This window comes from Salinivibrio sp. MA351 (assembly GCF_001996065.1).
In the GTDB taxonomy this organism is placed as follows: domain Bacteria; phylum Pseudomonadota; class Gammaproteobacteria; order Enterobacterales; family Vibrionaceae; genus Salinivibrio; species Salinivibrio costicola.
In genome coordinates, this window is sequence record NZ_MUFG01000007.1 from 113313 (window position 1) to 139920 (window position 26608).

At 51.3% G+C, this 26608-nt stretch carries 20 protein-coding genes; 5 read left to right on the forward strand and 15 right to left on the reverse strand.

The features are described from left to right. Nucleotides 1–12 precede the first annotated feature (12 nt). The 8 genes from folC to fabB form a co-directional block, all read right to left on the reverse strand. Nucleotides 13–1263 (reverse strand): bifunctional tetrahydrofolate synthase/dihydrofolate synthase, encoded by a 1251-nt coding sequence (gene folC / locus BZG78_RS06155; RefSeq protein WP_077660670.1) that lies wholly within the window; start codon nucleotides 1261–1263, stop codon nucleotides 13–15. Between the two features lie 65 nt (nucleotides 1264–1328). Continuing rightward, nucleotides 1329–2261, reverse strand: a complete 933-nt coding sequence (gene accD / locus BZG78_RS06160) for an acetyl-CoA carboxylase, carboxyltransferase subunit beta (RefSeq protein ID WP_077660671.1) — start codon at nucleotides 2259–2261, stop codon at nucleotides 1329–1331. A 116-nt stretch (nucleotides 2262–2377) separates the two neighbouring features. After that, nucleotides 2378–3214 carry a tRNA pseudouridine(38-40) synthase TruA gene (truA, locus tag BZG78_RS06165; protein WP_077660672.1) on the reverse strand — a complete coding sequence of 279 codons (837 nt, stop codon included), beginning with the start codon at nucleotides 3212–3214 and terminating at the stop codon, nucleotides 2378–2380. Nucleotides 3215–3351: 137 nt separating this feature from the next. Continuing rightward, nucleotides 3352–5058: a FimV/HubP family polar landmark protein gene (locus BZG78_RS06170; protein WP_077660673.1), complete on the reverse strand. Its 1707-nt coding sequence runs from the start codon at nucleotides 5056–5058 to the stop codon at nucleotides 3352–3354. A 623-nt stretch (nucleotides 5059–5681) separates the two neighbouring features. Next, nucleotides 5682–7985: a FimV/HubP family polar landmark protein gene (locus BZG78_RS06180; protein ID WP_131826071.1), complete on the reverse strand. Its 2304-nt coding sequence runs from the start codon at nucleotides 7983–7985 to the stop codon at nucleotides 5682–5684. A gap of 280 nt (nucleotides 7986–8265) precedes the next feature. Next, nucleotides 8266–9279: an aspartate-semialdehyde dehydrogenase gene (locus BZG78_RS06185; protein WP_021023109.1), complete on the reverse strand. Its 1014-nt coding sequence runs from the start codon at nucleotides 9277–9279 to the stop codon at nucleotides 8266–8268. Further along, the gene (locus BZG78_RS06190; protein WP_077660687.1) at nucleotides 9276–10430 is read right to left on the reverse strand and encodes a 4-phosphoerythronate dehydrogenase; all 1155 of its coding nucleotides are present in this window, start codon (nucleotides 10428–10430) and stop codon (nucleotides 9276–9278) included. The genes BZG78_RS06185 and BZG78_RS06190 overlap by 4 nt, the downstream gene beginning before the upstream one ends. 169 nt (nucleotides 10431–10599) lie before the next feature. After that, the gene (gene fabB, locus BZG78_RS06195; protein WP_021023107.1) at nucleotides 10600–11814 is read right to left on the reverse strand and encodes a beta-ketoacyl-ACP synthase I; all 1215 of its coding nucleotides are present in this window, start codon (nucleotides 11812–11814) and stop codon (nucleotides 10600–10602) included. 119 nt (nucleotides 11815–11933) lie between these two features. Here fabB and mnmC point away from each other — a divergent pair, with 119 nt between their 5' ends. Continuing rightward, nucleotides 11934–13934 carry a bifunctional tRNA (5-methylaminomethyl-2-thiouridine)(34)-methyltransferase MnmD/FAD-dependent 5-carboxymethylaminomethyl-2-thiouridine(34) oxidoreductase MnmC gene (gene mnmC / locus BZG78_RS06200; RefSeq protein ID WP_077660676.1) on the forward strand — a complete coding sequence of 667 codons (2001 nt, stop codon included), beginning with the start codon at nucleotides 11934–11936 and terminating at the stop codon, nucleotides 13932–13934. Between the two features lie 145 nt (nucleotides 13935–14079). Here the strand turns inward: mnmC and BZG78_RS06205 are convergent, their stop codons facing one another. From BZG78_RS06205 to prmB, 4 genes are all read right to left on the reverse strand, one after another. Then, the gene (locus BZG78_RS06205) at nucleotides 14080–14358 is read right to left on the reverse strand and encodes a YfcL family protein (protein ID WP_021023105.1); all 279 of its coding nucleotides are present in this window, start codon (nucleotides 14356–14358) and stop codon (nucleotides 14080–14082) included. Between the two features lie 10 nt (nucleotides 14359–14368). Beyond that, nucleotides 14369–14914 carry an elongation factor P hydroxylase gene (locus BZG78_RS06210; RefSeq protein ID WP_077660677.1) on the reverse strand — a complete coding sequence of 182 codons (546 nt, stop codon included), beginning with the start codon at nucleotides 14912–14914 and terminating at the stop codon, nucleotides 14369–14371. A gap of 97 nt (nucleotides 14915–15011) precedes the next feature. Beyond that, nucleotides 15012–16073, reverse strand: a complete 1062-nt coding sequence (gene aroC / locus BZG78_RS06215) for a chorismate synthase (protein ID WP_021023103.1) — start codon at nucleotides 16071–16073, stop codon at nucleotides 15012–15014. A 161-nt stretch (nucleotides 16074–16234) separates the two neighbouring features. Beyond that, nucleotides 16235–17167, reverse strand: coding sequence for a 50S ribosomal protein L3 N(5)-glutamine methyltransferase (gene prmB, locus BZG78_RS06220; protein WP_077660688.1), 933 nt, complete (start codon nucleotides 17165–17167; stop codon nucleotides 16235–16237). A gap of 121 nt (nucleotides 17168–17288) precedes the next feature. On the opposite strand from prmB, the gene smrB reads away from it, so the two are divergent. Next, nucleotides 17289–17819 (forward strand): endonuclease SmrB, encoded by a 531-nt coding sequence (gene smrB / locus BZG78_RS06225; protein WP_021023101.1) that lies wholly within the window; start codon nucleotides 17289–17291, stop codon nucleotides 17817–17819. Here the strand turns inward: smrB and sixA are convergent. Next, the gene (sixA, locus tag BZG78_RS06230; protein WP_077576265.1) at nucleotides 17816–18301 is read right to left on the reverse strand and encodes a phosphohistidine phosphatase SixA; all 486 of its coding nucleotides are present in this window, start codon (nucleotides 18299–18301) and stop codon (nucleotides 17816–17818) included. The two genes, smrB and sixA, sit on opposite strands and share 4 nt — an antisense overlap. A 142-nt stretch (nucleotides 18302–18443) precedes the next feature. Here sixA and BZG78_RS06235 point away from each other — a divergent pair, with 142 nt between their 5' ends. Beyond that, on the forward strand, nucleotides 18444–21221 hold the full coding sequence (locus BZG78_RS06235; protein WP_199877167.1) for an insulinase family protein: 2778 nt from the start codon (nucleotides 18444–18446) through the stop codon (nucleotides 21219–21221). Between the two features lie 85 nt (nucleotides 21222–21306). On the opposite strand, the gene fadJ is transcribed toward BZG78_RS06235, so the two are convergent. Together fadJ and fadI are read right to left on the reverse strand one after the other, a co-directional pair. Further along, nucleotides 21307–23445: a fatty acid oxidation complex subunit alpha FadJ gene (fadJ, locus tag BZG78_RS06240; protein ID WP_077660678.1), complete on the reverse strand. Its 2139-nt coding sequence runs from the start codon at nucleotides 23443–23445 to the stop codon at nucleotides 21307–21309. Beyond that, nucleotides 23445–24755, reverse strand: coding sequence for an acetyl-CoA C-acyltransferase FadI (fadI, locus tag BZG78_RS06245; RefSeq protein WP_077460329.1), 1311 nt, complete (start codon nucleotides 24753–24755; stop codon nucleotides 23445–23447). The genes fadJ and fadI overlap by 1 nt, the downstream gene beginning before the upstream one ends. A 481-nt stretch (nucleotides 24756–25236) precedes the next feature. Here fadI and BZG78_RS06250 point away from each other — a divergent pair, with 481 nt between their 5' ends. Both BZG78_RS06250 and BZG78_RS06255 read left to right on the forward strand, forming a co-directional pair. Then, the gene (locus BZG78_RS06250) at nucleotides 25237–25752 is read left to right on the forward strand and encodes a sigma-70 family RNA polymerase sigma factor (RefSeq protein ID WP_077646324.1); all 516 of its coding nucleotides are present in this window, start codon (nucleotides 25237–25239) and stop codon (nucleotides 25750–25752) included. Continuing rightward, nucleotides 25739–26437, forward strand: coding sequence for a DUF3379 family protein (locus BZG78_RS06255; RefSeq protein ID WP_077660679.1), 699 nt, complete (start codon nucleotides 25739–25741; stop codon nucleotides 26435–26437). The genes BZG78_RS06250 and BZG78_RS06255 overlap by 14 nt, the downstream gene beginning before the upstream one ends. The last annotated feature ends 171 nt before the right edge of the window (nucleotides 26438–26608 follow it).

Sequence of the window (26608 nt, forward strand, 5' to 3'; positions counted from 1 at the left end):
AATGACTCCGTTTTAATTAAGCGTTTCCATCACCTGCCCAACGGTATGGAACGACCCAAATACGACCACACAGTCTCGCTCAGGTTCAGCCTGACTCAACGCATGTTGATAGGCGTCACTCGGTGAGCTGAATTGCATTGATGCCACCACCGGCAATTTATCGGCTGACGCGCCACGAGGTACGGCTAAAGAAGCGGGGTACCAGCAATCCACAATGCCATCAAAACAGGCTAAGGTACCCTCTATATCTTTGTCTGCTAACATCGCCACCACGGCATGCACGCGTCCTGTCAATCTCGCTTTTTGCTCAGCGAGTTTCTTTGCTAGGTAAGCGGCAGCATGCGGATTATGGGCGACGTCAAAAATCGTGTAAGGGGCGTCAGTAATAACTTGCATCCGACCGGTAACCGCGACAGACGCTAATCCCTCAGTAATGTGTGTATCAGCAATGTCGAGGTCAGCGACGCCCAGCGCCATTAAAGCCGTTGCCGCATTTTGTAGCGGAATAGCCGGAATAGGTAGCTCTGTCAGTTCAAAAGCACCGGCCGCCCAACGCCACGTATCGCCTGTCATGGCATAGTGGTACTGATAGCCTAACTGATTTAATTCCGCGCCAATCGCATCAGCATGCGCGGCAACACTCGCAGGTGGCGCAGGCTGACCACATATCGCCGGTTTATCTTTCCGGAATATGCCTGCTTTTTCATAGCCAATCTGATTAATGTCATTGCCCAGCCAATCACAATGATCGAGCGCGAGACTGGTGATCACTGATACGTCATGATCCACCACATTGGTGGCATCTAAACGGCCACCGAGACCCACTTCGAGGATCACGACATCAAGCGCATGATGTTTAAATAGCTGTAACGCGGCTAAGGTACCAAATTCAAAAAAGCTCAGACTGGTTTGGCCACGTGCCTGGTTAATTACCTCAAACGCTTGAGTATGCTCACTATCGGCCAGCACGTCGCCATTGACACGGACCCGCTCATTGTAATGAATAAGATGTGGTGAGCTGTAAACCCCCGTACGGTAACCCGCGTGCTGTAATATTGCCTCTAATAAGGCGCAGGTGGTCCCCTTGCCATTGGTCCCTGCAACGGTAATCACTTTAGGCGCAGGCTTGGTCAATTGGGCGTGCTCCGCAACTGCCGCGACGCGTTCAAGGCCAAGATCGATGGCACTGGTATGGATATTTTCTAGATAAGACAGCCACGTATCCATTGAGGATGTGGCTGTTGGATGCTGTAGTTCAGACATTGACTTGGTCAGTTACTCGATGATGGGCAAATGATACCAAGGATAACGCCATGGAACACGGTCAATTATTGCTCTTGAGAGGAAGGTGCCACTTCAGGCTCTTCTGGAGGTTGAGGTTTATCTTGCTCAACATCGACGACTAATGGCGACTTAATGTTACCCAGCTTCGCCAATAGGCCCGCCAAACGCTGGCGCATCTCACGACGATCAACAATCATGTCGATCGCACCATGCTCAAGCAAGAACTCACTGGTTTGGAAATCGTCTGGCAGATTCTCGCGTACGGTTTGCTCAATGACACGACGGCCAGCAAAACCGATAATCGCTTTTGGCTCTGCGACATTAATGTCTCCGAGCATAGCAAAGCTCGCGGTCACCCCACCGTAAGTTGGATCAGTGAGTACCGAAATGAATGGCAAGTTGTGACGCGATAAACGCTCAAGTGCCGCACTGGTTTTCGCCATTTGCATCAATGACATCAAGGCTTCTTGCATGCGCGCCCCACCACTGGCCGAAAAACACACCAAGCCACAATGGTTTTCGATCGCGTGCTCGACCGCTTTAACAAACCGTGCGCCGACGACTGCGCCCATCGAACCGCCCATGAACTTAAATTCAAACGCACAAGCAATCACGGGCACGTCTAGCACACTGCCTTTCATGACCACGAGTGCATCTTTTTCCCCGCTGGACTTTTGCGCGGCTGACAGGCGATCTTTATACTTTTTCGAATCACGAAATCTTAATACGTCTTTAGGCTCCAGTTCACCGGCAATCTCTTCACGTCCTTCAGGATCCAAAAAAACATCCAGACGACGGCGTGCTGGCATACGCATATGGTGGTCACACTTGGGACAAACTTCCAAATTACGTTCGACATCAGCATGATAAAGTACTTGATCACACGACGTACACTTGGTCCAAACCCCTTCAGGGATCGACGCCTTGCGTGATGAACCAATATTACTTTTGGTTAATATTTTCTCTAGCCAGCTCATGGACAACCTTTACTTAGTCATGGCTATCACAATTAGACAACCATCTTGGATTCGTAACAAATTAGACCGAATTAAATCACAAGTCTGCCAGACTTGGGATAAAAAACTGGTACTACCTATTCTGTCTCCGTACGCTTTGCGCCGAGTATGCTCTCGGATTCCATCACCTGATCGGGCAAAAACAAAGGCCCTATCGGCGGGCGTGGTAAGCCATATTGATCCGGATAATCTACCTCGACCAAATACAAACCTTCCGCTTTGGCCGTCGCGGCCGCCAAGGTGCGATCTTTCTGAGCCAGTAGCCATGCGATCCACTCTGGCGGCTGTTCTTTACGACCGACAGCCATGAGGCTGCCCGCGATATTGCGCACCATGTGATGCACAAAGGCATTCGCTTTTATATCGATCACGATAAACCGCCCCTGACGCGTGACAGATAAATGCATCACATTCCGCCATGGCGAGTGAGATTGACATTGTGCCGCACGAAATGACGAGAAATCATTCTCACCTAGTAAGTACTGACCCGCTCTCGCCATTAAGGTTTCATCCAACTCGCTATGATAGTGACTGACACCTTTACCCAGTATCGCTGGGCGCAAAGAGTGGTTGTATATCACATAGCGATAGCGGCGTGCTGTCGCACTGAATCGCGCATGAAAATCGTCTGGAACAGGCGTGGCCCAACGTACGGCAATCGCATCAGGCAAGTTTGCATTCACTCCCATCGTCCAGGCTTTTAATGGCCGTTTGCTATCGCTATCAAAATGCACCACCTGTCCGGTGCCGTGGACTCCCGAATCGGTACGCCCCGCACATTGTACTGCCACAGGGTGATTAGCGACGGTCGACAAAGCCTTTTCCAAGTGTTCTTGGACACTGGTGACTTCTCGTTGCCTTTGCCAACCGTAAAACTGGGCGCCGTCATATTCAATGCCTAACGCGAATCTCATGCCTGTGCCTTTTTAGTTACTGCTCAACAAGGCGCAGCATTATACCCATAAAGCCGGCCTGTTGCAGGTCTTAACATCGACTGTCTATTCTGAGGCCTAATAAGCAATCAGGTAGCCTGTGCTACCTGATTGTGGTGTTACCTAAGTTGTTCAAGCAGTTGCCGAGCCTCTTGCTGCAAGGCCTTGTTACCTGACTGGATCACTTTTTCTAATAAGGAAATCGCGCCATCCATATCATTCATTTCCAAGTAAGCTTTCGCCAAGTCGAGATTGGTCGATGCCTCTGTGCTGGCGGTGTCGCCATCAACATCAATCGCACTAATGTCTTCTAACACATCAGGGAATTCATCCAACCCTACGTCAAGGTTCATCTCCGCCTTGTCGGGATCAATATCTGGCGTCGAGCCGTCATCGCGCATAAGCTCTTCGATACTAATGTAGTCGTCATCTTCCTGCTCTTCGCCGATAAGCTCACTTTCAGCATCACCCTCACCGAGCAGATCATCATCTAAGGCCTGTTCCAGTTCAAAGGTTTCAAGCGAGGCCGGATCAATGGCGGGTTGTTGGCTCCAATCTTCACTTTCGGCTTCTGGCTCTGGCTCATTGTCGGCTTGCCAAACCGCTGCTTCTTCGTCGGATAAAGCGGAAAGATCGAGAGGCTCATCGTCATCGGATTCCGATAGCAAGGCCTCCATATTCAGACCACCTACCTGGTGATCATCGTCATCCAGATCACTGATATTGCGTGTATCGCGCTCGGGCGCCTCAGAGGTTGGCGCGTTGTCTTTCTGCTCATTGAGATAAGACTCGAGCTCTCGTTGTTCATCGAGTGCCGCCCCTAGCGCATCGTTTTCATCAAACTCACCCAAATCGTCTAACGACAGAGAATCAAACGTGTAATCACGTTCCTCTTTTGAGGTGGGCTCTGGCTCTGGCTCTGGCTCTGGCTCTGGCTCTGGCTCTGGCTCTGGCTCTGGCTCTGGCTCTGGCTCTGGCTCTGGCGCATCTGCCAGTGCGGCTTCTTCGTCATATTCAGGCAGATTGGTTAAATCGAGTAAATCTTCCTCTTTAATATCATCGAGGTTTTCGCCTTGATCAGGCTGCTCGTTGGCGACGGGCGCTTCATCCGCGTCATCCTGTGCATCGTCGTCAGTATCGGGCTCTGCAGTGTCATCGGCTGGCGCTTCGTCCGTGTCATCCTGTGCATCGTCCTCAGTCTCGGGCTCTGCAGTGTCATCAACTGGCGCTTCGTCCACGTCATCCTGTGCATCGTCCTCAGTCTCGGATTCAGCGGTGTCATCGGCTGGCTCTTCGGGCACAGTGTCGGATGTGTCTTCAACCTCGGCGGCGTCATCCGATTCAGCCGTTTCTTCGGGTTGAGCGTCTTCTGGCTGATCATTCGCGATTGGCTCTTCGTCCACGTCATCCTGTGCATCGGATTCAGCGGTATCCTCGCCTGGCGCTTCGTCCGTGTCATCCTGTACGTCATCGTCAGTCTCGGGCTCTGCAGTGTCATCGGCTGGCTCTTCAGGTGCAGTGTCGGATGTGTCTTCAATCTTGGCGGCGTCATCCGATTCATCCGTTTGTTCAGGTTGTTGGTCTGCTAGCGACTCGTCGGCGACGGGAGCTTCATCTGTATCGTCCGGAGCGTCAGCTTCGACGGTGTCATCCGGCTCAGCCGTTTGTTCCGGTTGTTCCGGCTGTTGGTCTGCTGGCGACTCGTCGGCGACGGGTGCTTCATCTGTATCGTTCTGAGCCTCGGCCTCGGGTTCCGCGGTATCCTCGGCTGACATTCCATCCGTATCATCCTGAGCTTCGGCCTCGNTCAGCTTCGACGGTGTCATCCGGCTCAGCCGTTTGTTCCGGTTGTTCCGGCTGTTGGTCTGCTGGCGACTCGTCGGCGACGGGTGCTTCATCTGTATCGTTCTGAGCCTCGGCCTCGGGTTCCGCGGTATCCTCGGCTGACATTCCATCCGTATCATCCTGAGCTTCGGCCTCGGGCTCTGCAGTGTCATCGGCTGGCTCTTCAGGTGCAGTGTCGGATGTGTCTTCAATCTTGGCGGCGTCATCCGACTCAGCCGTTTCTTCGGGTTGAGCGTCTACTGGCTGATCATTCGCGATTGGATCTTCGTCCACGTCATCCTGTGCATCGTCCTCAGTCTCGGGCTCTGCAGTGTCATCGACTGACTCTTCAGGCTCAGCGTCGGGTGTGTCTTCAACCTCGGCGGCGTCATCCGATTCATCCGTTTGTTCAGGTTGTTGGTCTGCTAGCGACTCGTCGGCGACGGGTGCTTCATCTGTATCGTCCGGAGCGTCAGCTTCGACGGTGTCATCCGGCTCAGCCGTTTGTTCCGGTTGTTCCGGCTGTTGGTCTGCTGGCGACTCGTCGGCGACGGGTGCTTCATCTGTATCGTTCTGAGCCTCGGCCTCGGGTTCCGCGGTATCCTCGGCTGACATTCCATCCGTATCATCCTGAGCTTCGGCCTCGNTCAGCTTCGACGGTGTCATCCGGCTCAGCCGTTTGTTCCGGTTGTTCCGGCTGTTGGTCTGCTGGCGACTCGTCGGCGACGGGTGCTTCATCTGTATCGTTCTGAGCCTCGGCCTCGGGTTCCGCGGTATCCTCGGCTGACATTCCATCCGTATCATCCTGAGCTTCGGCCTCGGGCTCTGCAGTGTCATCGGCTGGCGCTTCATCCGTGTCACCCTGTGCGTCGTCGTCAGTCTCGGGCTCTGCGGGCTGTTCTGCTTTACGGGGATCAGGCTCTGGTTCACCCTCTGATTCATAAAGCAGTTTTTCGAGTTCCGCTTCATTAGGATCGCTGTCTTCAGCTTCTTCCCACAGTGCAGGATCATCTTCCTCCGCAAGTGGATCGGATTCGTCGTCGTCACCTAACACTTCCTCCAACAAGGCGTCAGAGTCTTCAAGGTGCGGATCATCGTTGTCTAATACTTCATCCAGTAAAGCATCACTGCTTTCATCAAACTCAGTCTCCGTATCATCTTGATCATTCAACCAGCTATCATCATCGTCATCATCATCACCGACAAGCTCATCAAGAAGCTCGGTCGTGTTGTCGAGCGAAACGCTGTCTTCGTCGTCATCATCTGATAAATCAATTTCTTGGCTGAGATCTAACGCTGGCTCATCGGCAAGGGCTGAGTCAAATAATGCATCATTCGGTGCTTGCTCTTCCGACTCTTCGCTTGATTCAGGATTATCATCCGATGTCGCCTCAGTATCACTCTCTACGTCTGCTTCTGATTCACGCGTGGACTCAGAGGGTTCCTCCGGCGCAGATTCAGTGCCCGATTCCCCGGCGAGCAAGGCATCAATGTCATCTACATCACTGTCGTTACCTTCTTCTAGCGCTTTCGCCCACTCTGCTGCAAGCGCCTCGTCTGCACTCATTTCCTCTTCAGGGAGGGCTGCGTCGTCGGTTTCACTTTCGCTGTCGGTCGACGTTTCGGTATCGGCAGGCGGTGTATCCGCCAATTCATCTAACGCACGCTCCATGTCCTCGAGTCCAATGGCATCGTCACTGGTTGGCGCAACGCTCGATTCGTTACCAGACATGTCGTCCAGTTCATCGTCAAGATTGAGATCATCAAGGTCCGTGTCATCACCAAATGCCACGTCTTCATCACTATCACCATCCTCAGTGATCTCTAACTCATCGTCAGATTGATCTTGGTGACTCTCCCCTTCCTGCTCATCTTCAGGATCGGGCACCATGATAACCGGCATATCATCTAGCTCATCATGGTCGAGTGAGGCGGGCTCGTCATGCTCTTCGTTTTGTTTCTTACGACGCGCCAAGAAGAAGAAAACCCCACCGGCTATTAATGCGCCAGGAATGATCGCGAACATGGCGAGCAGGAGTGGATTATCCAATAAAGAGTCGACCGCAGAGGGAGGCTGCGTCTCTTGTTTCGCCTGCTGCTGACGTTGTTGTTCTAGGAAAGCACGTATTTCCTGATTCAACTCGTCATCACTGCTCATTTTTTCTTTCAGCGCATTCAGTTCGTACTGAACTTCGGATAATCGCACTTTGAGCACATGATTACTCTCAACCAAGCGGGTCATTTCTTGATCTGAGTTTTGTAGCTGCGATTGCAACGTTTCTACCACTTCAGGTTGTGGTGTCTCAGGCTCACTCGCTTCAGCGTCCTGTGCCTGCTCTGTTTCTGAGGCGCTTTGTTGCGATTCTGGTTCAGCTTGCTCGGGTTCGACTTGCTCTGATGCTTGAGCGTCAGGCTGGGTGACTTGATCACTCAATGGTGTCGTCGTTTGTGCTTGCTTACGTGCGTCATCAATTTCAAGACGATTTACGACATCTTGCGTACTTTCTCGTTCGATTTGCTCCAAGGTTGGCATCACTAATGTGCTACCTGGCTGCAAGCGATGGATATTATTATTGGCAAACGCGTCGGTATTGAGACGGAAAATCGCGCCCAATGTTTGGTAAACACTGACTTGTGTATTGGGACGCATTTGCGTCGCAATCGACCACAAGGTTTCGTTTGCACCTGTTGGGCCATATTGCTGCGCGGATTGTACCGTAGGCGGTTGTTGTGCGGATGACGACTCGGTCGTCATTTCGTCTTGCGGGCCCAGAATACGAATGGCCGCCTCGACCGGTAAGGTAGACACACTGACGAGACTGATCGCCAATAACCCCACGACGGCAAGAAGATGCCGCCTCACTGTGTGCGAGATTATCGTCAATCGCGTTTGAGAAGAAGACTGTTCACTTTGCTGTGCGTTGGACACACCCGCACTCCCTATGGCAGAAATGGCCTCACTAAATATCTAACTATATCGGAAGCCATGCGAAAAACTGTAGTTTGATGATATAAAAGTGTGTTGTGCGATCAAACTGTGGGCGCTCTGCCTCAGTTTTGCCTCGATGATAGCATGCCCACACTTCGCGTATCGTCATCTGTGCAAATTTAATGCCTAAAAAAATACCCCATCAACGGATGGGGTATCAATCAAACTGACATGGTGATGCGTGGACCATCACGCTCTTGTCATCGTCACACGCTGTCGATTAAAGATAATCGCGCACTAAGACTTCAGCAATTTGAACCGTGTTGGTCGCGGCACCCTTACGCACATTGTCAGCAACCACCCAGAGGTTTAAACCATTTGGATGGCTAATGTCGTTACGGACCCGTCCCACAAGCACCTTGTCTGATCCCGTCCCTTCTTTGACTTGGGTTGGATACTCTTCGCCTTCAAAGACTTCAATATGCTCGTGCTGGCTAAGGATTGCCATCGCCTCTGTTGCGTCAATGGGTTGACGGCATTCGATATGCACCGCTTCTGCATGGCCATAAAAAACAGGCACACGCACACAAGTAGGGTTAACCCCAATCATCTCATCAGCGAAAATCTTTTGCGTTTCCCACACCATCTTCATTTCTTCTTTGGTGTAGCCGTTATCCATAAATTGATCGATCTGAGGCAAGCAATTGAAAGCAATTTGTTTGCTATAGAGCGAAGGTTCGGCATCTTGGCTATTGAGTAGTTTCACCGTTTGGCCCGCGAGTTCGTCGACACCCGACTTTCCAGATCCTGACACCGATTGATAGGTAGAGACGTTAATACGTTCGATCCCCACGGCATCGTAAATGGGTTTTAATGCGACCAGCATCTGAATCGTTGAGCAATTGGGATTTGCAATAATATTGCGGTTACGAAAATCACCAATCGCGGCTGGATTAACTTCCGGCACCACCAAGGGCACATCGAAATCATAGCGGAATTGTGAGGTATTATCGATCACCACCACTCCTGCTTCTGCGGCAATAGGCGCCCAATGTGCGGAGGTTTGCGCGCCTGCCGAAAACAAGCCAATTTGAACTTGGGTCCAATCAAAGGTGTCGACGTTTTGCACACGCAAACTTTCGCCTTTGAAGGTAATGGTTTCACCGGCACTGCGCTCGCTGGCAAGCAGGTGGAGAGTGCCAATAGGAAAATCGCGCTCTTCTAAAATGTCGATAATGGTACGGCCTACCGCACCTGTTGCGCCCAAAACCGCAACATCAAATGCTTGTGTCATGCGTGCTCCTCAATACTAAAGCCCAGCTTAGCCAGCGACTGTAACCCGAAATCAGCGTGTCCGGCTACCGTGATCGCACTGTACTCACGTCGATCCCAGTAATTTTTTCGTAATTGGTCAAAGGCTGTACGTTGTGCCGGTTTGTTCTCCCCTGCTTGTGTCATCGCTCGGCGAAAATCACTATCGTCGCGACGGATATCATAAACAAGTTGGGTTAACGCCATAAGATCAGTCTGCTGCCAAGGCGCGGCTAGTTGCACAGAAGGAATGGGCGCTGTCGGCAATAGATCGGCGGCGTCAGCGCGCTGTGGTAACGATAAATGTTGGCATAAGGCATTAAACACCATGGTGGTACCGCGTGCTTTTCCTTCCAATCCATAGCCAGCGATATGTGGCGTTGCAAAGGTTAGCCGTTCGACCAAAGCAAGATCGACCTCGGGCTCATGCTCATACACGTCCAAAACTGCATCCATATCGCCTCGTGCCAGCCGTGTCTTAAGCGCTTGATTATCAACAATCGGGCCGCGTGCGGCATTAATCAAAATGCTTCCCGGTGCGAGTGCATTTAAACGAGCGTGATTCATCAAGTGATGAGTAGGGTGCTCACCAGTCGACGTCAGAGGCGTATGAAAGGTCACCACATCCGATTGTGCAATCAGCGTATCAATATCCACCATATCCGCGCGATTCTCACGCGCCTGACGCGGCGGATCGCAGAGCAAGGTTTTAATGCCCAGTGCAGCTAAACGATCAGCTAAGTAACTCCCAACGTGACCGACACCGACAATACCGACGGTTCGGTCGGTCAATTTAAATGCTTGCTGTTGCGCCAACACCAATAAGGCACTGATCACATATTCCGCGACCCCAACTTTGTTGCAACCCGGCGCTGCCGTGGCATATACGCCTTGTGCTTGCAGTGCATCAAAATCAAGGTGATCTTCTCCCGCGGTAGCCGAGCCGACAAAGCGTAATTGCTTGGCATCTTTAATCAACGCGTGATTAACATGCGTGACACTGCGCACCAACAAAGCGTCGGCATCTTGGATATCTTCCGCACCGATCGCCCGGCCAGGTAAGGCAACGACGTCACCTAATTGGCTAAACAATGCCTGGGCATAGGGCATGTTTTCATCTACAACTATTTTCACGGTCAGCATCCTGTTTTTAACGTCGCGTACGAGCGCTGAAAAATAACGCCCATTGTATCGCCCTACCTGTAAGAAAACATCCGCCAAAAAGCATGCCCCCACGTCGGGCCAATAATAAAAAAACCCGGCCGTGGCCGGGTCCATTGAGAACCTGAAAAAAGGCGCGATATTAGCCGCGATACTTTTCAATCACCAAGGTGGCGTTCGTTCCGCCAAATCCGAAGCTGTTTGACATAACACGAGTGAGTGCTTGCTCACGTGGTTGTGTCACAATATCTAGCCCATCAGCGGCCGGATCCAAGTTATCAACATTGATACTCGGGGCGACAAAGCCGTGCGCCAGCATTAGCGTCGAGTAAATGGCTTCATGCGCCCCAGCAGCACCGAGTGCATGGCCTGTCATCGACTTGGTCGCGGAAATAGCAGGGCTCTTACCACCAAAGACTTCTTGGATGGCACCGAGCTCTTTGACATCACCCACTGGCGTTGACGTGCCATGGGTGTTGATATAATCCACCTCGCCATCAACATCTTGCATCGCCATGTTCATACAGCGCACCGCCCCTTCGCCGGATGGCGCGACCATATCATAGCCGTCAGACGTTGCCCCATAGCCGACAATTTCACCATAAATGGTGGCACCGCGCGCCAGCGCATGCTCAAGCTCTTCCACCACTAGCATACCGCCGCCGCCAGAAATCACGAAACCATCGCGATCGGCATCATAGGTACGTGACGCTTTTTGTGGATCATCATTGTATTTGGTTGAGAGTGCGCCCATGGCGTCAAACATCATGGTGAGTGACCAATCAAGCTCTTCGCCGCCACCAGCAAACACGACGTCTTGTTTACCCAATTGAATCAGCTCAAGCGCATGGCCAATACAGTGTGCCGATGTCGCACAGGCCGAGCTCATGGTGTAGTTGACCCCTTTAATTTGAAACGGGGTCGCCAAGCACGCTGAGACCGTGGATGACATAGTACGTGGCACCATATAAGGGCCGACGCGTTTTACACCTTTCTCGCGTAAGGTATCAACCGCCGTGACTTGGTTGACCGATGATGCGCCCCCAGAACCGGCAACTAGGCCCGTTCTCGGATTAGAAACTTGCTCAGGGGCTAAGCCTGAGTCTTCAATCGCCTGCTCCATGGCTAAATAGGCGAAGCCAGCCGCGTCCCCCATAAAGCGCATTTTTTTACGATCAATGTGGTCGGCTGGGTTAAGTTTGAGATCCCCCCAAACGTTGCTGCGCAGCTTCATATCTGCAAACTGCTGAGAGAAGTTAATGCCAGATTTCCCCGCTTTGAGCGACTCCAGCACTTCTTTGACGTTGTTACCAATACTGGAAACAATCCCCATGCCTGTAATGACAGCTCGTTTCATGATTCTTTCCTAGACGTTAATTTCGCAGTGGATGATAGCGTTTTTAAAGCTGATAAGTGGTCAGCTTTCCTTTCTATCAGTACAATTTCCATCTTCTCTTTCCTGTGTATGAGGCATTTGTGAGCACTCCCTCAATCGACCATGCAAAAATCAGCTGGAATGATACAGGTACGCCTGTTGCTGATCAGTTCGACGACGTCTACTTTTCCAATCACGACGGCTTAGCTGAGACGCGCTACGTGTTCCTGGGGCAAAATCAGTTACCCGAACGTTGGCATACGGCAACTCAGTCACGCTTTGTGATTGCAGAAACCGGATTTGGGACCGGGCTAAACTTTCTCGCCACCTGGCATGCCTTTGACCAATTCCGCCATGTTAACCTTGATAGCACCGTCACGCACCTCCACTTTATCAGTTTTGAAAAGTACCCTTTGACCGTAGAAGATCTCGCGCGTGCCCATCAAGCTTGGCCCGAGCTTGCAAACTATGCTGAACAACTTCGCGCCCATTACCCCGTACCGTTAGCGGGTTGTCAACGTATTGTATTAGCTGATGGTCAGATTACACTCGATTTGTGGTTTGGGGATATTAAAGATTGGTTACCACAAGTACCAACAGGTCAGAAAGGGATTGTTGATGCCTGGTATTTAGATGGTTTTGCCCCAAGTAAAAACCCTGAAATGTGGAACCAGGATTTATTTAATGGCATGGCAAGACTTGCGCGAGAGCAGTGTACCTGCGCGACTTTCACCGCGGCCGGCTTTGTACGCCGTGGACTGATTGACGCCGGCTTTGACATGAAAAAGGTAAAAGGCTTTGGTCACAAGCGAGAAATGTTAGCGGGCGCTTTACCTGCTCGCCAAGCCACTGCCAGCCATCCACCTTGGTATGCGCGCACATCCGCCGCAACAGCGGATGACATTGCCATTATTGGCGGTGGTATTGCCAGTGCAGCCTTGATTAGCGCATTACTTCAGCGAGGCAAGCAAGTCACGCTTTATTGCCAAGACCCGCAGCCAGCGGCAGGCGCATCCGGAAATCAGCAAGGAGCGGTTTATCCACTCCTTAATGGTAACAACGACAACTTGAGTCAGTTTTTTGCGCCCGCTTTTTTATTTGCTCGGCAGTTTATTCGCCAACAGGCTGAACAAGGCATCGCCTTTGAACATGACTGGTGTGGTGTTACCCAACTAGGCTATGACGAGAAAAGCGCCCCTAAGCTCGAAAAAATGCTTCATGGCGCATTTCCTGAGGCACTGGTCATGCGCGTAAGCCAAGACGCAGTGACAGAAAAAGTGGGAGTAGAAACTGGGCATGCCGGTGTGTTTTACCCGCTGGGCGGCTGGCTCAGTCCGCAACAGTTTACCGCAGGCGTGATTGGTGCCGCTATCACCCGCGGACAGCTAAGCGCGCATTTTGATTGTCACATCAATGCGTTAACACAAACGGACAATGGTTGGACCCTGAGTACCGCCAACGGTGAGCTGTGTCACCAGAACGTGATTATCGCCAATGGGCACCAAGCGGATAACTTTGATCAAACGGCGCCTATTCCGGTTTACCCCGTGCGCGGCCAAGTGAGCCATGTCCCCACCAATGCTGACCTCCGCGCACTGAACACGGTGTTATGTTTTGAGGGCTATTTAACACCGGCGAATCAGGCTGGCGAACATTGCTTAGGCGCAAGCTATGCGCGCAACAATGCCGACCTTGAATTTCAGTCGGCCGATCAGGTTGAAAACCAGCAGCGCTTAACCGACTGTATTGACACTGATTGGGCGCATCATGTGCCTGTTGCCGAAACAGGACGCGTTGGTGTGCGCTGTGCCAGTCGCGACCACCTGCCATTTATCGGCAATGTGTGTGATTACGACGCACTGCTTTTGGCCTACCAAACCCTGCAAAAAGACAAGGAAAAAGCCGGTTCCGTCCCTGTTTACCCTGGGCTATATTGCCTTCTGGGGCTTGGTTCTCGCGGTCTTACCTCCGCGCCTCTCGCCGCAGAAATCCTCGTCGCTCAGTTATGTGATGAGCCCTTGCCTTTGCCACAGTCAGTACTCGATACCCTGCACCCGGGACGCATGTGGGTCCGCAAACTGCTAAAAGGTAAAGCGGTGTAGCGAATGGTTAGTTATATACCGGTAAAAACAAGCAAGTGTGGGTAAAAACAACCAAGCCATCGTCGAGGCGATGGCTTGATAATCACTCGATACCGTAGAACAGGAGTTGAAAAGCGCAGTTATTGAGAAGCGCGGTATTGCAGTATTAAGCCGATTTTTCGACTTGTTGCTGAAGCAGATCCCAAAGCGCCCCGACCAAGCGTTGATCGCCCGGTGAGAGTTCACTCGCATTTTTCGACAAGCTAGTGTCCACGCGCGCTTTTAATGACGCCACTTCATCCATGCCCTCTAACTCACAATCCGCAGCCGCCAGCGAGACGTGGCCGCGTAAATAGCCACTCGCAAATAATTCATCGTCTGAGGCAGTGTCTACCATCTCATCGATTAATGCCAAAATGCGTGCTTCATAATCTTGAACTTTCATCTTATTAACCTTAGCTGGGCAACGTAAAGTCATCGGGCCCCAGAGCAGAGACACCGTAAAAGTCTCGCAAGGTATCAGAAAACTGCTTAGCGCGCACGGGCAAAGCCGGGCTTGCCTCTGCGTCAGATAAATAATCAATGACTTGCTGACGGACTTTGCCCGCAAAGGCATGGCGATCGGGCTCTACACCACTTAAGTTGTCGCAGCTGACTTGAAAACGAAAGCCACAGCTTGCCGCAAGGATCCACTCAATCGCTTGAGGCTTCACTTCTACCGCTTCAAACGCGGCTTGCGTGTCAGCATCGCGGCCATCGGGGTGATACCAATAGCCATAATCTTCCAGTTGACGGCGTTTCTCACCGGCAATGGTCCAGTGTGCGATTTCGTGTAGCGCTGAGGCAAAAAAACCACGCGCAAAGATCACGCGGTGATGCGGGTGATTTGAATTCGCCGGCAGATAGATAGGCTCATCGCCGCCCAGTAACAGCTCGGTGTTAAAAGTCGCGAGAAAGGTTTGGTTAAACAGTTGAATTAAATCGTGATAGTTATGAGTCATAGGGGAAAGTTACAAACATGCCCCGCCAACGAATGACGGGGAGAGCGTCAACAAATAACAAGATACATGAGGCGTGTGTGAATTGGCGGGCCGGCTTTTAACGGCCAACTTGCCCACGATGACGGAGTAAATGGTCCATCAGTACGATTGCCACCATGGCTTCAGCAATCGGCACCGCGCGGATCCCCACACAAGGATCGTGACGGCCTCGCGTCACCACATCGGCAGCGTCACCATGAACATCAATACTCTTACCCGGCACTGTGATGCTAGAGGTAGGCTTTAATGCCAAGTGCGCGACCAGTGGCTGCCCTGAAGAGATACCGCCAAGAATGCCACCGGCATGGTTCGAGGCAAACCCGTCTGGGTGGATTTCATCACGATGCTCACTGCCACGCTGATTCACCACGTCAAACCCATCTCCGATTTCGACCCCTTTCACCGCGTTAATCCCCATCAATGCATGGGCAATATCGGCATCTAAACGGTCAAACACCGGCTCGCCAAGGCCGACAGGAAGGTTTTCTGCCACCACGGTGAGCTTGGCACCGATTGAATCTCCGTCTTTTTTCAGTTGACGGATCAGCGCATCCAATTCCTCAAGTTTATTCACATCTGGGCAAAAGAAAGGGTTTTGCTCAACTTGCGCCCAGTCGACGGTATCGATAGTGACCTCGCCCATTTGCGCCAGATAAGCGCGCACTTGAATGCCGTGCTCTTGCGCAAGGTACTTTTTAGCCACCGCACCGGCTGCCACGCGCATGGCTGTCTCTCGCGCCGACGAACGACCGCCGCCACGATAATCACGGACGCCATATTTATGGTGATAGGTGAAATCAGCATGGCCTGGACGAAACACATCTTTGATTTTGGAATAATCTTTTGAGCGTTGATCCGTGTTTTCAATCATCAACCCAATCGATGTGCCGGTGGTTTGGCCCTCAAACACACCAGAGAGAATTTTGACCGCATCGGGCTCACGGCGCTGCGTGGTGTACTTAGACGTGCCCGGCCGGCGACGATCCAGATCCTGTTGCATGTCTGCTTCCGTCAGCGCTAACCCCGGTGGGCAGCCATCAATAATAGCGCCCAACGCCACGCCATGACTTTCTCCAAAGGTGGTGACGCGAAAAATTTGTCCAATCGTATTGCCTGCCATGCCTTCCTCTGTTTGCCTGATGGGCATTGTTGTGTTTTTGCATACTTTGTTAGCAATTAACCATAAAGCAACCAAAGACGCAAAAAAATCCGCTGACTCGCCCCCTAAATAGAAAAAAGCCAGCACAAGGGCTGGCTAAGTAACACGAGCAAAGGCACGCATTAATCGCGATAAAGGGCAAATTCATCGGCACAGGCGACTAAATCGCGACGCGTAATCATAAAGACACCATGGCCTCCCTGCTCGAATTCAAGCCAATGCAAGGGCAAATGACCATACTGCTCTTGCATATGCACCATGGAGTTGCCCACTTCACAGATCAACACACCGTCTTCGCTAAGATAATCCGGCGCATTGGCAAGCATTCGACGCACTAACTTCAATCCATCCGTCCCCGCGGCGAGGCCCAGCTCTGGCTCATGACGGAACTCATCCGGTAAGTCGTCCATGTCTTCTGCATCGACATAAGGCGGGTTGCTCACAATTAAATCGTATTTGTCTTGTGGCACTTCTTTAAGCAAATCGGAACGGATTGGGATCACTTGCTCTTCCAAGCCGTGATCCTGAATATTGATTTCGGCAACATCGAGCGCATCGGTGGAAATATCAACCGCGTCTATCTCGGCATTGGGGAAGGCGTAAGCACAGGCAATCGCGATACAGCCACTGCCGGTACACAGATCCATTATTCGGTTCGGTGCATGCGGCAAAATACCGGCAAACTCTTGTTGGATGAGCTCACCTATCGGAGAGCGAGGCACCAATACCCGTTCGTCGACAAAGAACTCTAAACCACAGAAATAGGCCTTATTGGTCAAATACGCGACCGGCGTTTTATCGTTAATACGCGCAATCACACGCTCAACAATACGATGCTTTTCACTGGTTGTTAGGCGAGAAAAACGGGTTTCAGACGGGACATCAATAGGAAGATATAAGGTCGGGAGTACCAGCTGAACCGCTTCATCCCAAGCATTGTCAGTGCCATGGCCGTAAAATAACCCTGCCGCATTGAAACGACTGACTGTCCAGCGCAGCATGTCTTGCAGCGTATGTAACTCACTGACCACTTCTTCAGTAAAAATCGTATCCACATTGGCCTCCATCGGCTTCATGCAATTTGGGGTCGCCCTTTGACGCTAGGTCAGTACAATAAGCAGCATTTTGAGCTGGCTGATTGTACAATGAGCCTATTACCTCGGAGACAGTTTTTTTATGAGCAAAAAACCATCGATGACGGAAGAGGAGTTAGCGCTATTCCGTGATGCCGTCAAAGGCGCAAAAAAGTTGGAGCAGGATACCATAAACCCGCCACAACGCCAGATGAGCAAACCACGTAAACAACGCCAGTTTGAGCGGCAAAGTAGCGACCATGCCTTTTATTTCTCCGATCAGTTTGAGCCACTTTTAACGGAGTCAGGGCCCATGCACTATGCGCGGCAAGACGTCTCTAAGTACGAAGTCAAACGGCTTCGTCGTGGCGTCTATGTGCCCGATATCTATTTAGATTTACATGGCATGACCCAAACCGAGGCAAAGCGAGAGCTCGGGGCGATGCTCGCCGAGTGCGTCAAAGAGGGGACCGGCTGTGCCAGCGTGATGCACGGTATTGGTAAAGGCATCCTCAAAGAAAAAATCCCCCTCTGGCTCGCCCAGCATCCCAGCGTGATGGCGTTTCATCAAGCGCCACGCGAGTTTGGTGGCGATGCTGCCCTCTTGGTATTAATCGAAGTGCCTGAGCGTTAGCGTCCGAGCTGACGTGGCGACATCAGGGTAGCCAGTGACGCCTGTTGCGTCGCTGTGTCAACGTCAATGATCGCCATTGCCGAGGTGGCAAACATTGGCGGTTGGCCCTCTTTTACCCATTCATTGGTCAAGTAGCCAACCAGCGGCAAATGTGAGATCAACAAAATCACACCGGGATTATCTACCTCTATCATCGCGCTTAGATACGTATGGACCTGATCGCTGTTTCCATACGGCGTAATACCCTCTTCAGTGAGTACTTCGCCAGCGGCAGGCAATAGAGGCGCACATGCCTGCCATGTCTGTTGCGCGCGTAAATACGGACTGACGAGTACTTTATCAATGGCCTGCCCGTTAAGCTGCTGCTGGAGCCAGGTTGCCATTTGTTGGCTTTGTTGCTCGCCATGCGCGGTCAATCCGCGTTCACTATCACTGGCCGCGAAAGCTTGTGCTTCGCCATGACGCATTATGATCAATTTCATCGCGTTAATACCCACACTTCTATACTGAGATTTGCTGCATGCTACCAAGGTAAAACACCAAAGACCAAATAAGTGGTTTGCGACTCTGGTCAGTGGTAGTCATACTTAACCTTAACTTATTTACTTTAAAAGTGAGTTGCTTGTGTACGTCAGCCCAAACGACAACAAACACTACCGTTATATCACGCTGCCTAATGCATTGCGTGTTTTACTGATCAACGATCCACAGGCGCATCGCAGCGCCGCGGCCTTGTCGGTCAATGTGGGGCACTTTCATGATCCGGTAGACCGACAAGGGCTCGCTCACTTTCTCGAGCACATGCTATTTTTAGGCACTGAGCCTTACCCAGTGATTGGCGATTTTCAGCGATTTATCAGCCAACATGGTGGCCATAACAACGCCTGGACGGGGACAGAAAATACCACCTTCTTTTTCGATATTCGTCCCAATCAGTTCGCCCCCGCCTTAGATCGCTTCAGCGCTTTCTTTATTTCACCGCGCTTCGACGCAGATGCCGTGGATAAGGAACGTCAATCGGTTGACGCTGAATATCGCATGAAGCTCAATGATGATGTGCGACGTATCTATCAAGTTCACAAAGAAACCATTAATCCTCAGCATCCGTTTGCCAAATTCTCCGTCGGTAGTGTAGAAACATTGGCTGACCGTCCGGATCAATCAGTGCGCGATGATTTGATCGCATTTTATCACGCCAATTACAGCGCGAATTTGATGACGGTTGCGCTCACCGGACCACAATCGCTCGATGACCTTGAGGCGCTGGCCCAGCAATATTTTGCCGCGATTGCTAATCATGATTATCCCGTGCTTACCGTTGACGCACCGCTAGTGACCAAGGCCGAGCGCCATCAATGGGTCACCATTGCGCCGCTTAAAGAGGTGCGCAAACTCACCCTCGCTTTCTCCGTGCCAGAAAGCCCTGATCAATACCGTACCAAGCCTTTATCTTACATTGCCCATCTGCTCGGTTATGAAGGCCCGGGTAGCCTGATGTCTTTATTAAAAAATAAAGGCTATATCAACACACTCTCAGCAGGCGGTGGGATCAGTGGGCGAGACTTTCGCGAGTTTACACTTGGCTTTGCGCTCACCGAATTGGGCTTAAGCCACATCGACGATATCATCACCCATGTTTTTGAAGCGATCGCATTGATTCGACAGAACGGTGTCCAAGCTTGGCGCTATCAGGAAAAGCGGCAAGTGCAAGAGTTAGCTTTTCACTATCAAGACGCACTTCGCCCTATTGATACCGTGAGTCAGTTGGTCATGAATATGCACCATTACGCACCGGCCGATCTCTTGTATGGGGATTATATGATGGCCGGCTTCGATCACACTCAAATTCAAACCATGTTGCAGCATATGAGCGTCGATAACGTTCGAGTGATGCTGGTGGCAAAAGGCTTTAGCCATGACCAGCAAGCGGACTGGTATCAAACGCCTTATTCCATCAAACGGTTTTCTGCTAAGCAAATCGCACAATGGAAAACAGACTCGACATCGCCAGCGCTCGCCCTACCGGATCCAAACCCCTATATTGCCGATGCACTGCACCCGCTCCCCGTTGAGCCCGACCAAAGTGACACCCCGCACTTAGTCGAGACACTGCCAGGCTTTCGTCTCTGGCATGGCCAAGAGCCACACTTCCGCGTGCCGAAAGGACATGTCTATATTGCCATTGATAGCCCACATGCGGTCGCGACGGTTAAAAATATTGTCATGACCCGGCTTAGCGTTGAGATGTTATTAGAAGCACTGAATGAGCAAGCGTATCAGGCCGAAATTGCGGGCATGAATTACAATTTGTATGCGCACCAAGGTGGCGTGACATTAACCCTCAGTGGTTTTAACGATAAGCAACCTTTATTACTCAAGCTCATTTTGCAGCGATTTTCTCAGCGCAGTTTTAATCCCGAACGGTTTGAAACGATCAAAGCGCAGCTTAAACGAAGCTGGGAAAATGCTGAGAAAAATAAACCACTCAGTCAACTATACAACAGCATGACTGGCTTACTACAACCCAATAACCCACCGTATCATGCCCTTTTAAGCGCTTTAGAGACGGTGACGTTGCGCGATCTACCTGAATTTGTCGAGGCCATGCTCGCTACCCTCCACGTCGATATGTTTGTTTATGGCAATTGGCACCTAAACCATACGCAAGCACTGGCCAACACCGTGAAAGATGCGCTACGCGTAGAAGGGCAAGCCTATCAAGAATCAGTACGACCGCTGACCTTGCTCGACGGTGTGGGCACCGTCAGTTATGAGCGCACACTTGGACACGCGGAGTCCGCACTCTTGGTGTATTATCAAAGCGCATCTACCGACCCAGAGGCAGTGGCGACCTATACCCTCGCGAACCATCTCATGTCGTCCGCTTTTTTTAACGAATTACGGACTAAACAACAACTTGGTTATATGGTTGGCGCGAACAATTTACCCCTCAATCGTCACCCTGGATTGATTTTTTACGTGCAATCGCCGTTGGCAGGCCCTGAGTTATTAATGGGAGCGATTGACGATTTTTTGAATGCGTTTTTTATGGTGCTCTTGGAGATGAGCGAATCGCGTTGGCAGAGCAGCAAACAGAGCCTACTCGCCCAGGTGCGAGAGCCAGATAATAATTTACGCGCGCGCGCGCAACGTTACTGGATCAGTATTGGCAACAAAGATTATCACTATCAACGTCGCGAGCAAGTGGCCGACGCCATGGCTGAGCTCACACGCGCTGATATGGTACGCTTCGTGGTCAATACCTTAAAACCAAGAACCGCCGATAGACTTGTGATGCACAGCTGTGGCATTGACCACCAAGACGATGCCACCTTAGACGGCGCTTACCCGATTACCGATATTGAGGCTTTCCGCGCACGATGTCGGCGCAGTGAAGACTAACCTACCGTTAAAATATAAAAAAACAGGGCCGCGCTTTGTGGCCCTGTTTTTTTGCTTGGCGCTCGCTCTTTTTTAAGCGACGCGCTTATTCGGTATCGGGATAGAAGACATCGCCTTCTTTCGCCATTACCAACAGGCGTTCACAAGGCGCAAACCGTTCACCGTAACGATTTTGATGCGCTTGGAGCAAGCTCACCACACGTTCGATACCAATATGATCCATGTAGCGGAACGGTCCGCCCAAAAATGGCGGGAAGCCAATGCCAAAGATTGCACCAATATCGCCATCTCGTGCCGAGCGAATGACGCCCTCGTCGAGGCAACGTGCCGCCTCATTCAACATCATTAGCGCGCAACGCTGGGCCACTTCATGACCCGACAAACTCGCATTGAGTTTAATGTTCAATAAGCTATAGATCTTTTTATCAACCTGCTTACCTTTGCTGCCTTTTTTACTGGCATCGTAGCGATAAAAGCCTTTACCGGTTTTACGCCCTTTACGGTCATCATTTAACAGCACATCAAAGACATCTGGCGCTTCAAAGCGCTTACCCAGCTCCTGGGTGAGAATTGGCGCAATTTTAGCCCCAATATCAATACCCACTTCGTCAAGCAACGTAATAGGACCGACCGGGAAACCAAAGTCGAGCAATGCATTATCGATATGCTCAATCGTTTCGCCAGCCAATAACACACGCGCCGCCTCGTTCATGTACGGGGCAAGAATCCGGTTCACATAGAATCCAGCGCTATCCCCCACCACAATCGGTGTTTTCCCCTGTTTGCGAGCAAGCTCGACCACGGTAGATATCGTCTTATCACTGGTCCCTTGGTGTGGAATTACCTCGACTAAAGGCATTTTTTCCACCGGGCTGAAGTAATGCAAGCCAACAACCTTCTCTGGCCGCTGGCTGCCTTCGGCAATTTGGTGGATAGGCAATGAAGAGGTATTGGTGGCAAAAATAGCGTCTTTACTTGTTATCGACTCCATCTCTTGCACCATGCGGTGTTTTAGCGATAAATCTTCAAACACCGCTTCAACCACCACGTCAGAATTCGACAAGGTCGTGGCTTGTGTGTCACCAGACAGTTGCATCATGGTCGCTTGCAACTCAGCTTTACTGATTTGCTTGCGTTTCCGCTTTTTGTTGAGCAACGCGTAACTGTAGCGAAGCGCGTTTAAAATGCCGTCTTCACTGACATCTTTCACTCGCACGGGGTAACCGGCTTTGGCAACGGAGACATGGGCGATGCCCGCCCCCATCAAGCCACCACCGAGAACACCGACTCGTTCAACCTGACCTGGCTCAGCGTCCGCGCCATTTTCTTTTTTCATCGCGGTCGTTGCAAAGAAGAGACTGCGTAATGACTTTGATTCAGGCGTCATCACCAGCTCGCCAAACTGTCGAGCTTCTTCCGCGAAACCTGTTTTTAGTCCTTTATCTAGGCCTTTTTTGACCACCGCTAAGATAGCATCCGCTGCCGGATAATTACCCCGCGTTTTGGCACGCGCTTTTTTACCCGCTTGATCAAAGACGAGGTTACGCCCTACCGAATTTCCGCTTAACATCCAGCTTTGCCATGTCCGGCTGCGTTTCGGCTTGGACTTTTGCGCCAACGCTTCGGCGACATCAAGTAGAACCGTATTCGGAACACAATCATCAATCACGCCGAGTTTTTTCGCTTTCTTCGCCCGAAGCTGCTTACCGGTTAGCATCATGTCCAATGCATCCGGGACGCCTATTAAGCGCGGTAAACGCTGCGTACCGCCCGATCCGGGGAGCAGACCAAGTTGCACCTCCGGCAAGCCCAGTCGCGTTTTATCCCAATCAGTAGCAACCCGACTGTGACAGGCAAGAGCTAACTCTAACCCACCGCCTAAACAAGGACCATGAATCGCAGCCACCACATGAAAAGGCAGTTTTTCAATGCGTGAGAATAAGGCTTGTCCTTGTCCCGCTATCTCACTCGCTTGTTCGGCACTTTCACACGCCTCTAGCATGCGCACGTCAGCGCCTGCGACAAAATTGTCCGGTTTGCCAGAGTGAATCACCAGTCCTTTAACCGATTTATTGCCCTCGAGTTGATCCAGCACCGCTGAAACGCCCTCGACAAAACTCGCTTGCAAGGTGTTCATGCTCTCGCCAGGCACATCAATGGTCAGCCAAGCAATGTGATTATCAGCAATCGTTAGCGTAAAGGCTTGCGTATTATCGGTTGTCATTATTCTGCCTCCAAGATCATTGCAGCACCTAGCCCACCAGCCGCACACGCGGTGTTAAGCGCTAATCCTCCACCACGACGTTTAAGCTCACGCAGTGTTTGAGTGATCATGCGCGCGCCTGTAGCAGCAAAGGGGTGGCCGTAAGCAAGCGAGCCGCCCAGCACGTTGAATTTGTCCATATCAATTTCACCGATGGCGCGATCACGATTGAGGTGCTCACGGGCAAAGGTATCAGAGGCAAACATTTTCACATTCGATAGGGTTTGCGCGGCAAACGCTTCGTGCATATCAATCAAGGTCAGATCCGCCAACGTGATCCCCGCGCGGTCTAACGCCATCGGGGTCGCATACGAAGGGCCCATCAACATATCTTTTTGTACGCCAATCGCCGAAAACGCGTAGGAGCGTATATAACCTAAGACCTCGAGTCCAAGCGCTTTAGCACGGCTTTCTGGCATCATTAATACTGCCGCCGCACCATCAGTGAGCGGCGTACTGTTTGCCGCGGTCACAGAGCCATGTTTACGGTCAAATGCAGGGCGTAATTTGGCATAATCTTCCAGGGTGGAATGGGGGCGCAAGTTATTATCTTGTCCAATCCACGCTTTGTATGGCTCAGGGTACGCCGTCATGACTTCATCACTAAGCAAGCCTTCATCCCACGCTTTACTGGCAAGCTGATGAGAGCGAAGCGCGAGTGCGTCTTGATCGCCTCGTGAAATTTGATGTGACTTCGCCATTTGCTCAGCGGTCTGCCCCATGCTGAGGCCGGTTGAGTATTCGGCGACGGCCGGTGGTACAGGGGCTAAATCTTTAACCGATAGCTTACTGAGCAGCTTTAAGCGCTGACTCATGGTTTTCGCTTTGCTTAAATCTAACAAGGTACGGGCGAGCTTTTTGCTTACGCCAATCGGCAAGACCGATGACGAATCCGCGCCCCCGGCAATTCCCACTTGGATATTGCCTGCAATCATGCTTTCTGCCACATTGGCGACGGCTTGAAAGCTGGTCGCACAGGCACGGGTGACACTGTAGGCATCGGTGTGAATGTCCATCCCCGTACCCAATACAATTTCTCGCGCAATGTTGGGGGCTTCAGGCATTTGCACTACCTGCCCAAACACCACTTGATCAATGTCTTTTGGGGAAATACTGCTGCGGTTCAGCAGTTCTTGTACCACCATTTTGCCCAAATCAACCGCTGGCACATCAGTGAAAGCGGTTGATTGGCGCGCAAATGGCGTACGCAGCCCAGACACAATGGCAATACGATCGCCATTGCCGGTTTTAAGATGTTGCTGAGACGTCATCACTGCTCCTTAGGATGTTCTACAGGTCTGACCATGATTGTAACCAAATTGTTACTAGCTTAAAACACCCGTTTTAATTGATTGGTAAGATTGCCAACAAGCGCACAGTTCCGTGTGCCCTGTACCGAGAGTGATTTAATAACAGCAGATTGAAAAGAAACTACGGCATAAAAAAAGGGGCTACACGCTAGCGTGAGCCCCAAAAAAGATTGGAAAGCAAAACGATAATCTGGGAAGTGTGCAGTGCTTTTCCCGCACCCAGATCCGAACAGAAAGTCATATCATTCAAAAAGGAAACGCCGTTCACTCAACCTCACGAGTGTCGACACATGGCCGATAACGACAGGATTAACTTTACCGATTTGCAGGGATTCAATATTGAAACAGATCAAACTTGTGCCGATTTTTCACCTAAGCTGAAATTAAATGACAAATCACTCGGTCTATAGACGGACGCATCGATAAAAAAGGTTCACCCTGCATGACTCGACAAGCCCGCTACGAGGCATTGGTACGCGCTTGGCACCGTGATCTCTACCGGTATGCCTATTGGCTGGCCAAAGATCCACATATCGCCGAAGACTTAGTTCAAGAGACGTGCCTGCGTGCCTGGCGATCCTTGGACAGTTTGCACGACGAGAAGGCAGCGAAAGCCTGGTTGATCACTATTTTGCGCCGAGAAAACGCACGACGTTTTGAGCGTAAACAGCACGATCATGTCGATATACAAGACGGAGAATGGGAAGATAAAACCCGTCCCAGCCAAGAAGCTTCAATGGAGCAGCGCTGGTTACATCGACAAATCGCCGCCCTCGCCCCGGAATATCGCGAACCATTGGTGCTCCAAGTGATTGTCGGCTTTAGCGGTGAGGAAATTGCGCAACTGTTAGATTTAAATAAAAACACCGTGATGACACGCTTATTTAGGGCCCGTGCACAACTCAAAGAAGCGCTTGATAATCCAACAGCAGGAGGCCAACAGTATGGACGATCTTGAATTTCGACGCCGTCTTTTGGCCGACCCGTCTGATCCCGAGCTACAGGCATCGAAGGCGGCCTCTCCCCGTCATCAACGCTATGCCGAGGATGTCGCCAATCTCGATAGCAAAATAGACCAAGCGCTTCGCGTTGATGTGCCTGAGGACTTAGCCGATAAAATTCTATTTTCACAAACCAACGATACCGAGCAATCCGAGCGCCGAACTCGTGGGTACCTTGCTATGGCAGCATCCATTGCGTTTGTGTTTGGACTGACACTCGGCCAGTTAAATTGGGGCATTACGACGCCGGATCTAAATCGTACTGCACTGGATCACTACTATCATGAACAGACATTTATTGCGGGCATCAACGAAGCCGCGACGGTTGAGCAAGTGAACGCCAAATTGCAACCTTTTGGCAAAGCCTTCAGTAAGTTGCCAGGCGAGATCACCTATATTAATCATTGCAGCTTTGGTGGCCAACACGCACTGCATATGGTGATGCGAGCCAGCGGGCAGACCTATACGGTGTTTGTGGTGCCATCGGCCAGCCAAGCGCCAGCCGAGAAAAGCGATGGCACAATGCACTCGGTCAGTCTGCCGGTACAATCGGCCAATGTCATTGTGGTGGGCAAGACCAGCGGCCAGGCCGCTCCACTGGCTGAGCAGCTACAGCAACAACTCACGCCCACTGCAATCTAGTATCAAGCTGCGGATTAATCAGCGACAGCTTACGCTGTTAACAGACAGGCTCCTGGACAACCAGGTGCCTGTTTTTAGCGACGATTCCCATTATCGACGTTAGCCAACCCGCTAACTCCCCTCTCTTTCGTTACAGCTGTTCGCTGAGTTTCCTTTCACCTGATGCGAATC

Bases quoted from the DNA above. Each gene is read 5' to 3' on its own strand.
- BZG78_RS06205 (WP_021023105.1), bottom strand. From the start codon at position 14,358: ATGAAAGTTCAAGATTATGAAGCACGCATTTTGGCATTAATCGATGAG.
- BZG78_RS06255 (WP_077660679.1), top strand. From the start codon at position 25,739: ATGGACGATCTTGAATTTCGACGCCGTCTTTTGGCCGACCCGTCTGAT.
- BZG78_RS06250 (WP_077646324.1), top strand. From the start codon at position 25,237: ATGACTCGACAAGCCCGCTACGAGGCATTGGTACGCGCTTGGCACCGT.
- fabB (WP_021023107.1), bottom strand. From the start codon at position 11,814: ATGAAACGAGCTGTCATTACAGGCATGGGGATTGTTTCCAGTATTGGT.
- folC (WP_077660670.1), bottom strand. From the start codon at position 1,263: ATGTCTGAACTACAGCATCCAACAGCCACATCCTCAATGGATACGTGG.
- BZG78_RS06210 (WP_077660677.1), bottom strand. From the start codon at position 14,914: ATGACTCATAACTATCACGATTTAATTCAACTGTTTAACCAAACCTTT.
- fadJ (WP_077660678.1), bottom strand. From the start codon at position 23,445: ATGACAACCGATAATACGCAAGCCTTTACGCTAACGATTGCTGATAAT.
- BZG78_RS06185 (WP_021023109.1), bottom strand. From the start codon at position 9,279: ATGACACAAGCATTTGATGTTGCGGTTTTGGGCGCAACAGGTGCGGTA.
- sixA (WP_077576265.1), bottom strand. From the start codon at position 18,301: ATGAAATTGATCATAATGCGTCATGGCGAAGCACAAGCTTTCGCGGCC.
- aroC (WP_021023103.1), bottom strand. From the start codon at position 16,073: ATGGCAGGCAATACGATTGGACAAATTTTTCGCGTCACCACCTTTGGA.
- truA (WP_077660672.1), bottom strand. From the start codon at position 3,214: ATGAGATTCGCGTTAGGCATTGAATATGACGGCGCCCAGTTTTACGGT.
- accD (WP_077660671.1), bottom strand. From the start codon at position 2,261: ATGAGCTGGCTAGAGAAAATATTAACCAAAAGTAATATTGGTTCATCA.
- smrB (WP_021023101.1), top strand. From the start codon at position 17,289: ATGAGCAAAAAACCATCGATGACGGAAGAGGAGTTAGCGCTATTCCGT.
- fadI (WP_077460329.1), bottom strand. From the start codon at position 24,755: ATGACGTCTCAGCAACATCTTAAAACCGGCAATGGCGATCGTATTGCC.